This is a genomic window from Kitasatospora sp. NPDC057518 (assembly GCF_042802075.1).
Lineage (GTDB): Bacteria > Actinomycetota > Actinomycetes > Streptomycetales > Streptomycetaceae > Kitasatospora.
On sequence record NZ_JBHVEU010000408.1, the window covers coordinates 1 to 8,097 of the forward strand.

The window sequence follows — 8,097 nt, forward strand, 5'->3', positions numbered from 1 at the left end:
CTCGCCGCGTTGTCGTCGGTCGCCGATGCTCCGCATGGACTCCCTCCTCCGCCTTGCGATGCACGCACTCCGACGCCGCGCGCTGATCCGACGTGATCCGAAAGAGAGGACCTGGGTGGTCTGGACCGGTGACGCCAGGGTTCGGACCGGCAGCGGGACCGAACCCGAACCCGAACCCGAACCCGGGCCCAGGGCCCAGGGCCCAGGGCTCAGGGCTTGGCGCCCTGCCGGGTGGCGGCCTGCTTGATCGCCTCGCGGATGCGCGGGTACGTGCCGCAGCGGCAGATGTTCTGGATCTGGTCGATGTCCGCGTCCGTCGGGTTCGGGGTGCGGCGCAGCAGGGCGACGGCGGTCATGATCTGGCCCGGCTGGCAGAAGCCGCACTGGGCGACGTCGCAGGCGAGCCAGGCCTCCTGGACGGGGTGGAGGACCTCGCCGTCGGCCAGGCCCTCGATGGTGGTGACGGTGTGGCCCGCGCAGTCCTTGACGGAACGGGTGCAGGGCTGGAACTCCTGGCCGTCCAGGTGGCTGGTGCAGGCGCGGCAGACGCCCACCCCGCAGCCGTACTTGGGGCCGGTGACGCCGAGCTTGTCGCGCAGCACCCAGAGCAGGGGCATGTCGTCCGGGGCCTCGACGGTCACGGGCTGCCCGTTGAGGACGAAGGTGTGGCTGGGCATGGGGGTCGCGGTTCCTCGGCTGGCTCGGCTGGTGGTCAGAAGTTGATCGGGAAGGAGCGCGGGCTGGTGCCGGTCGCGCGGGCGTAGGCGTTGGCGACGGCGGCGGAGGCGGCCGGGACGCCCAGCTCGCCCGCGCCGCCGGGCGGTCCGCTCGGCGGCATCAGGTGGATCTCGACCACCGGCGGGGTGTGCCGCTGCCGGGCGTAGTGGAAGTCGCCGTAACTGCCTTCCCGGAAGGCGCCGTTGTCCAGGTGGTTGCCGGCCTGGAGGATCACCGAGATGCCGTCGACCAGTGCGCCGGTGAGCTGGGCCTCCAGGCCGGTGGGGTTGATCACCCGGCCGACGTCGGCGACGACGACGGCCTTGGTGACCCGGGGGTTGGCGCGGTCGGTGGCGTCCAGCTCGACCAGGTAGGCGACGCAGGCGCTGTGCTCGTCGTGGTAGCCGATGCCCTGGGCCTGACCGGGGGGCATCGGGCGGCCCCAGCCGCCCCGCTTGGCGAGCTCGTCCAGCACCGCCCGCCCGGTGGCGCTGCGCATCCGGTCGCGGCGGAAGGCCAGTTCGTCCTGGCCCATCCGGCGGGCGAGTTCGTCCATCATGATCTCGTCGGAGACCCGGACGGTGCCGGAGTAGACGGAGCGCCAGCTGCCGGTGTGCAGTTCCAGCGGCACCTCGGCGAGCAGCTGGTTGGTCACCCCGACGTCGTACGGGATCTTCTCGGTGAGCAGGAAGAACAGCTCGGCGCCGGTGAGCCCGGCCAGCGGGAGCTTGTAGCCGGCGGCGGTGAACATGTCGCCGAGGCCGTGCCCGAGGTCGGTGCGGACGCCGGCCACGTGGTGCTCCCAGCTGAACACCTGGCCGAGGCCGTAGGTGGCCCGGACGATGTGGTGGCTGGCCGGGCGCATCCGGCCGTGGCGCATGTCGTCGTTGCGGGTCCACATCAGCTTGACCGGGCGGCCGGCGGCCTTGGAGACCTGGGCGGCCTCCAGGGCGGCGTCGAAGAACAGCCGACGGCCGAACGAGCCGCCGCCGCGCACCACGTGGACGGTGACGGCGTTCGTCGGCAGGCCGAGTTCGGCGGCGATGGTGCCCTGGGCGAGGATCGGGCTCTGCGCGGCGAACCACAGCTCGGCCCGGTTCGGCCGGACGTCGGCGACGGCGGTGAGCACCTCCATCGGGGCGTGGTTGACGAAGGCGAAGTCGAACTCGCCCTCCACCCGGTGGGAGAGCAGCGGCGGCGGGAGGGACGGCAGGTGGGCGGCGCGCAGCCGGGACCGTACGTCGGCGTCGGACAGGCCGGCGACCGGCCCCGGGTTCCAGGTGGTGCGCAGTGCGTCGCGGGCCTTGAGCGCCTGGTCGAAGGTCTCGGCGAGGACGGCGACGCCGGTCGGGATCTGCACCACCCCGAGGACTCCGGGCATGGCGCGGGCGGCGGAGGCGTCCAGGGACTTGAGGGTGCCGTTGACGGTGGTCGGGCGGGCGACCACGGTGGGCACGGCGCCCGGGACGTCGAGGTCCCCGGCGTACTTGGCACGGCCGGTGACGATGTCGCGGGCGTCGATCCGGCCGGTCGGCCGGCCGACCAGGCGCAGCTGGTCGGGGGTCTTGGGGAGGGCCGGGACGGCGGGCGCGGCGACGGTGGCCGCCTCGGCGGCGAGGTCGCCGTAGCCGAGCCGGCGGCCGTCGGGGGCGAGGACGGCGGAGTCGGCGGTGCGCAGGGTGGGCGCGGGAACGTTCCAGCGCCTGGCGGCGGCGGTCACCAGCCGGGCCCGGGCGGCGGCGGCCGCGGCGCGCACCGGGTCGTACAGCGAGCGGATCGAGTTGGAGCCGCCGGTCAGCTGGTTGAAGAGCAGTTCGGGGCGGGCGTCGGAGAGCGGGACGTCGACGTCGGAGAGCCGGGCGTCGAGCTCCTCGGCGACGATGACGGCGATCGCGGTGGTGAGGCCCTGGCCGACCTCCAGCCGGGGCAGGTGCAGCACGGCGCGTCCGGCGGGGGTGACTTCGAGGACCAGCAGGTGGGCGGTCGGCAGCCCGGCGATGATCATCGCGTCGCCGAGGTCGACGATGTCCGGGATGCCGGGCAGGCCGATCAGCTGCTGGGGGAGGGCGGTCTCGCGGACCGGCACGGCGGCCGTGGCGGGGGACGGGACGGGGCGCGGGGCGGCCTGTGCGGTGGCGGGTGCGACGGCGTCGGCGCCGAGGCGGGCGCCGACGGTGAGGGTGGGCGCGGCCAGCAGGTAGGTGAGGAAGCGCCGGCGGCGGGTGCCCTCCGGGCCCGGGGCGTCCGGGTCGGCCGGAGCGCCGGCGGTGCCCGGGGCGTCCGTGGCAGCAGCCGTACCGTGCGGGTGCCCGGCGTCGCGCGGTCGGCCGTTGGAGTCCGAGGGGGCGAGGGAGGTGCTGATGGGAGGACACCCTTCGGGCCGGAGACGGCGACGGAACGGGCGGGCGGGGCGGCCCCGGGCCGGTGCCGGATCGCGAACGCCGTTGAGCATAAAAGGAGGCTACTGACGGGTCAACACGGTCAAAGTTGGCCCTTGGTCGGCCCGATCACGGTTGTGCGACGGTCGGCGGGAGCGGAGTCGGAGCGGGTACGGACGGCGCTTCGGAGGTGCGGGCGGGGCCGGAGCAGGGCCGCCGGGACGGGCTCGGAGGCGCCAACTGGCGCCCCTCGCACGCGGGTTCAGGGGTCGGTCGACGGTGCGGCGGCAGGGGGAATTGGCCCAGGAAATTCCTTGATCACTGGACCGTTCCACTGGGCCGGTTCTTCCGTAGGCTGGGGGCGCACCCGAACCGGCGGTTGCGAGGACCGACTCCGCGCGCCGCCCGTCCGGGGGCCGCGAACAAGGGTGACGGTCCGTGAGGCGTTTACGGCCGCGGGGCGTTGACGGCCCTGGGGGCGCGCGCGGGCGACCGCCCGGACGCCTCCGGCCGGTGGCGCCCGCGAACGAGTGAAGGAGGGGCATGCCGTCCGACCGAACCGCCCGTTGGGGCGCCCTGCCGCCCGCCGGGCCCCAGCGGACCCTCGCGGCCGCCCAGTTGGCCGCCGCCGTGGGCGACGGCGCGTACTACACCTGCTCCGCCCTCTACTTCACCCGGGTGGTCGGGATGTCCCCGACCGCCCTCGGGCTCGGCCTCACCCTCGCCTGGGCGCTCGGCTCCCTCGCCGGCGTCCCGCTCGGACACCTCGCCGACCAGCGGGGCCCGCGCCGCACCTCGATGGCGCTCGCGCTCGGCACGGCGGCCGTGGTCGCCGCCTTCCTGGTGATCCGCTCCTACCCGCTGTTCCTGCTCGCGGTCTGCCTCTACGCCACCGCGCAGTCCGGCCTGACCGCCGCCCGGCAGGCGCTGGTCGCCGCCCTGGTGCCGCCCGCGCAGCGGACCGCGCTGCTCGCCCACATCCAGTCGACCCTCAACGGCGGACTGGCCGTCGGCGCGGCGATCGGCGGCATCGCGCTCAGCGTCGGCACCCGCGCCGCCTACCTGGCCGCCTTCGCCGTCACCGCGCTCGGCTTCCTGATCGGCGCGCTGGTCCTGCGGCGGCTGCCCGAAGCCCCGCCCGCGACCGGGCCGTCGGACGCCGGGCCGCGCCTGGCCGTGCTGCGCGACCGCCGGTACGCCGCCGTCACCGCGGTCAACGCCGTCCTGCTGCTGCGGATGCCGCTGCTCAGCCTGATCATCCCGCTCTGGATCGCCGCGCGTGCCCCCGGGATCGGCTGGCTCGGCTCGGCGCTGTTCGTGCTCAACACCCTCGCGGTGCTGGCCTTCCAGGTCCGGGCGGCCCGCGGCATCACCGGACTGGAACCGGCCGCCCGGGCGGTCCGCTCCGCCGGGCTGCTGCTGCTCGGCTCCTGCGCCGTGTTCGGGCTGTCCGCGCTGGACGTGCCGGTCTGGGCGGTCGGCGCGCTGCTGGTCGCCGCCTCCGTCCTGCAGGTGGCCGGGGAGATGCGGCAGTCGGCCGGCAGCTGGCAGATCGCCTTCGACCTCGCCCCGCCCGGGCGGATCGGCCAGTACCAGGGCTTCTTCGGCACCGGCGTCGCCGTCGCCCGCACCCTCGGACCGCTGCTGCTCACCGCGCTGCTGCTGGAGGGGGGCCTGGCCGGCTGGCTGGTCCTGGGCGGGGTGTTCCTCGCGGCGGGGTACGCGATGGGGCCGGTCGCCCGCTGGGCGGCCCGGGACCGCGGTCACGCGGTGTCACCGCCGGCGCCGCCGGTGGTGGCGGGAGCGGCGCCGGGGGCCTGACCGTACCGGACGGGAACCCCCAAGGCGGCCCGGGGAGCGTCCGACGGGACCGGACCGGACCGGACCGGACCGGACCGGAAACCCGGTGGCCCCGGGCCGCCGCCCGCTGGCATGCTGGCCGCGTGGACCGACCCCAGATCCAGCTCGACTTCGCCCCCGAGCTGCACCTCTTCGTCTCCGCGCCCCGGCGGGCCGGCCGTACCGCGCTGCGCACCGACGGCGCCTCCACCCTCGGCCACGTCGTCGAGTCCCTGGGGGTGCCGCTCACCGAGGTCGGCGCCCTGCTGGTGGACGGCCGGGCGGTGCCCGACAGCCACGTCCCGGCCGACGGCGAGGAGATCACCGTCCGGGCCGTGGCCAGGCCGCAGCCCTCGCCCGTCCCGGCGCGCTTCCTGCTGGACGTCCACCTCGGCACCCTCGCCCGCCGGCTGCGCCTGCTCGGCGTGGACGCCGCGTACGAGAACCCCGACATCGGCGACGCCGCCCTGGCCGCCCGCTCGGCCGCCGAGCAGCGGATCATGCTCTCCCGCGACCGCGGCCTGCTGCGCCGCCGCGAACTGTGGGCCGGCGCCTACGTCTACAGCCACCGCCCCGCCGAGCAACTGCGCGACGTGCTCTCCCGCTTCGCGCCGCCGCTCGCCCCGTGGAGCCGCTGCACCGCCTGCAACGGCAGGCTGCACCCGGCCACCAAGACCTCGGTGCGCGAGCAGCTGCGGGACGGCACCGAGCGCTCGTACGACGCCTTCGCCCAGTGCGAGGACTGCGGCCAGGCCTACTGGCGCGGCGCCCACCACGCCCGGCTGGAGGCGATCGTCGCCGAGGCGGTGCGCGACTTCGGGCCAGGCCGGGCGGGCGGACCGGGCCAGGAGCCCGGGCCGGTCGGGGAGTTCGGGGAGGTCCACGGGTCCGGGGAGGGCCAGGGCCGGATCGGGGTCGTCTCAGGGTAGCGCGCTCTGGCGGACGGCCCGGCGCCCGTGGTCCCATCGGCGGTGGGGGACGAGACCACGCTACTCGCTCGCAGGAGAGAGGCCAGGTCGTCGTATGAGTACTCAGCCAGGGCAACAGCCCTTCCGCACCACGGACACGGGGGTTGCCGCGGTGCCGACCGCCCCGGACGGGGCCGGGGGGTACCCACCGCCGCTGCTCAAGGTATCCGGGACCGACGGCGGGGCACGCCCGGAGGAAGGCCCCCGGAAGGCGACCGTCCGATGAGGCGGGGAGTGCTGCGCCGCCCGCTGGCGGCGCTGGTCGCCGCCGCGGCCGTGCTCGGGCTCTCGGTCGCCCCGGCGGCCGCCGCCGGGCCGTCCGGGCTGGCCGAGCCGCATCTGCGGTCGCGCTACGTGACCATGCCGGACGGGGTCCGCCTCGCCGTCGACGTCTACCTGCCCGAGGGCACCCGGGCCGGCGCCGACCTGCCCACCGTCCTGGTCACCCAGCGCTACTGGCGGGCCAGGGTCAAGGCCGGCCAACCCGGCGGCACCAGTGGCGAGGCCGAGCGGTGGACCGCCCGCGGCTACGCCTACGTGGTCGCCGACCTGCGCGGCACCGGCGCCTCCTTCGGCACCCTCACCTCCGAACTCGGCGCCGACGTGACCGCCGACAGCGGCCCGCTCAGCGACTGGATCGCCGCCCAGCCCTGGTCCAACGGCCGGATCGGCACCACCGGCATCTCCTACGGCGGCGACACCGCGATGCTCGCCACCTCCCTCGGCAACCACCACATCACCGCCGCCGCCCCGATCTCCTACGACTTTGACCCCTACGAGGACCTGGTGCGCCCCGGCGGCCTGCTCATCGAACCCCGGGTCGCCCCGTACGCGCTGCTGCTGCGCATCCTCGACCAGGCCGGCGGCACCACCTGCGAGACGGACGAGGACACCCGGCAGCTCTGCGCGCGCATCGGCCTCACCGGCCTCCAGCCCCGGCCGGTCGACGGGCCGGACGGCCCCGCCCTGCTCGCCGCCGCGCGCGCCGAGCACGCGAACAACGCCAACCTGGTCGAGATGGCGCACTCCGGCGTCCACCGCGACTACCGGGACGGGCCGAAGAGCTGGACGGTCGGCAGCGTCGGCGAGCGGACCGACGCCGTCGAGGCCGGCGGGGTGCCGGTCCTGACCAGGGCCGGCTGGCTCGACGCGGGCACCGCCAACGGGGTGCTCTCCCAGTTCACCGGCCTGTCCAACACCCAGGACGACTGGATCGGCCCGTGGAACCACGGCGCCGGCTGGTTCGCCGACCCGTTCCAGCCCGCCCGCCCGCTCACCGGGCAGGAGCACCAGGAGAACGACCAGCGGGTGCTCGACTTCTTCGACCGCTACGTCCGCGGCGACGCCCGCCCCGACGGCACCCGGCGGGTGCACTACTACACCTTCAACGAGGGCGTCTGGCGCACCACCACCCGCTGGCCGGTGCCCGGCACCCGCACCCGGCGGTTCGACCTCGGCGCGGGCCGCTCGCTCACCGACCACCCGCCCACGGGCCCTTCGTCCGTCGACGGGGCGGACGACCGCCGCGGCGGCTCCGACCAGCTGCTCCTCGACCCGACCGCGGGCACCGGCCCGCTGGACCGCTGGAACACCAACCTCAGCGGCGACGAGGTCAGTTACCCCGACCGCGCCGCCGTCGACGCCAAGCTGCTCGGCTACACCACCGCACCGCTGGGCGCCGACACCCGGGTCACCGGCAACGGCAAGGTCACCCTCGACGTCACCGGCCTGGCGGGCTCGGCCCGCGGCGCCCTGCACGTCTACCTGGAGGACGTCGCGCCGGACGGCCGGGTCACCTATCTGACGGAGGGTCAACTCTCGCTGGCCGACCGGGCGGTGGCTGACCGATCGGACAATCCCGACTGGCGCCGGCTGCGCACGCCGCGCAGCTACGCGGCCGAGGACGCCGAGGACTTCCCGCAGGGCCGCGCGCAGCGCGTCACCATCGACCTCCAGCCGGTCTCGGTGCTGTTCCGGGCCGGTGAGCGGATCCGGCTGACCGTCGCGGCCGCCAACCCCGACTCCTTCCAGCTGCTCCCGGCCGACGGGAAGGCGGGCTACCGGATCGGCTGGGGCGGCGACCGCGGCTCGGCGCTGGAGCTGCCCGTCGTGCGCTGAGGGGTGCGACGCGGGGCCCCCGGTCTCGGCCGGGCGCCCCGCGTCGGCACGTCACCTCACGTCGTGCCGCGCCGGGT

5 protein-coding genes are annotated in these 8,097 nt (G+C 75.7%); 3 read left to right on the forward strand and 2 right to left on the reverse strand.

From position 1 onward, the window contains the following. Nucleotides 1–209: 209 nt before the first annotated feature. Nucleotides 210–677, reverse strand: a complete 468-nt coding sequence (locus ACFU7Z_RS31345) for a (2Fe-2S)-binding protein (protein ID WP_049652133.1) — start codon at nucleotides 675–677, stop codon at nucleotides 210–212. 35 nt (nucleotides 678–712) lie between these two features. Continuing rightward, the gene (locus ACFU7Z_RS31350; RefSeq protein WP_380744412.1) at nucleotides 713–3,169 is read right to left on the reverse strand and encodes a molybdopterin cofactor-binding domain-containing protein; all 2,457 of its coding nucleotides are present in this window, start codon (nucleotides 3,167–3,169) and stop codon (nucleotides 713–715) included. A 469-nt stretch (nucleotides 3,170–3,638) separates the two neighbouring features. Here ACFU7Z_RS31350 and ACFU7Z_RS31355 point away from each other — a divergent pair, with 469 nt between their 5' ends. The 3 genes from ACFU7Z_RS31355 (at nucleotide 3,639) to ACFU7Z_RS31365 (ending at nucleotide 8,020) form a co-directional block, all read left to right on the forward strand. Next, nucleotides 3,639–4,916 (forward strand): MFS transporter, encoded by a 1,278-nt coding sequence (locus ACFU7Z_RS31355; protein ID WP_074005760.1) that lies wholly within the window; start codon nucleotides 3,639–3,641, stop codon nucleotides 4,914–4,916. A gap of 122 nt (nucleotides 4,917–5,038) precedes the next feature. After that, entirely contained in the window at nucleotides 5,039–5,863 is an 825-nt protein-coding gene (locus tag ACFU7Z_RS31360; protein ID WP_082345763.1) for a Mut7-C RNAse domain-containing protein, read from the forward strand. Nucleotides 5,864–6,124: 261 nt separating this feature from the next. After that, nucleotides 6,125–8,020: a CocE/NonD family hydrolase gene (locus ACFU7Z_RS31365; RefSeq protein WP_380744415.1), complete on the forward strand. Its 1,896-nt coding sequence runs from the start codon at nucleotides 6,125–6,127 to the stop codon at nucleotides 8,018–8,020. The last annotated feature ends 77 nt before the right edge of the window (nucleotides 8,021–8,097 follow it).

Bases quoted from the DNA above. Each gene is read 5' to 3' on its own strand.
- ACFU7Z_RS31355 (WP_074005760.1), top strand. From the start codon at position 3,639: ATGCCGTCCGACCGAACCGCCCGTTGGGGCGCCCTGCCGCCCGCCGGG.
- ACFU7Z_RS31365 (WP_380744415.1), top strand. From the start codon at position 6,125: ATGAGGCGGGGAGTGCTGCGCCGCCCGCTGGCGGCGCTGGTCGCCGCC.
- ACFU7Z_RS31350 (WP_380744412.1), bottom strand. From the start codon at position 3,169: ATGCTCAACGGCGTTCGCGATCCGGCACCGGCCCGGGGCCGCCCCGCC.
- ACFU7Z_RS31345 (WP_049652133.1), bottom strand. From the start codon at position 677: ATGCCCAGCCACACCTTCGTCCTCAACGGGCAGCCCGTGACCGTCGAG.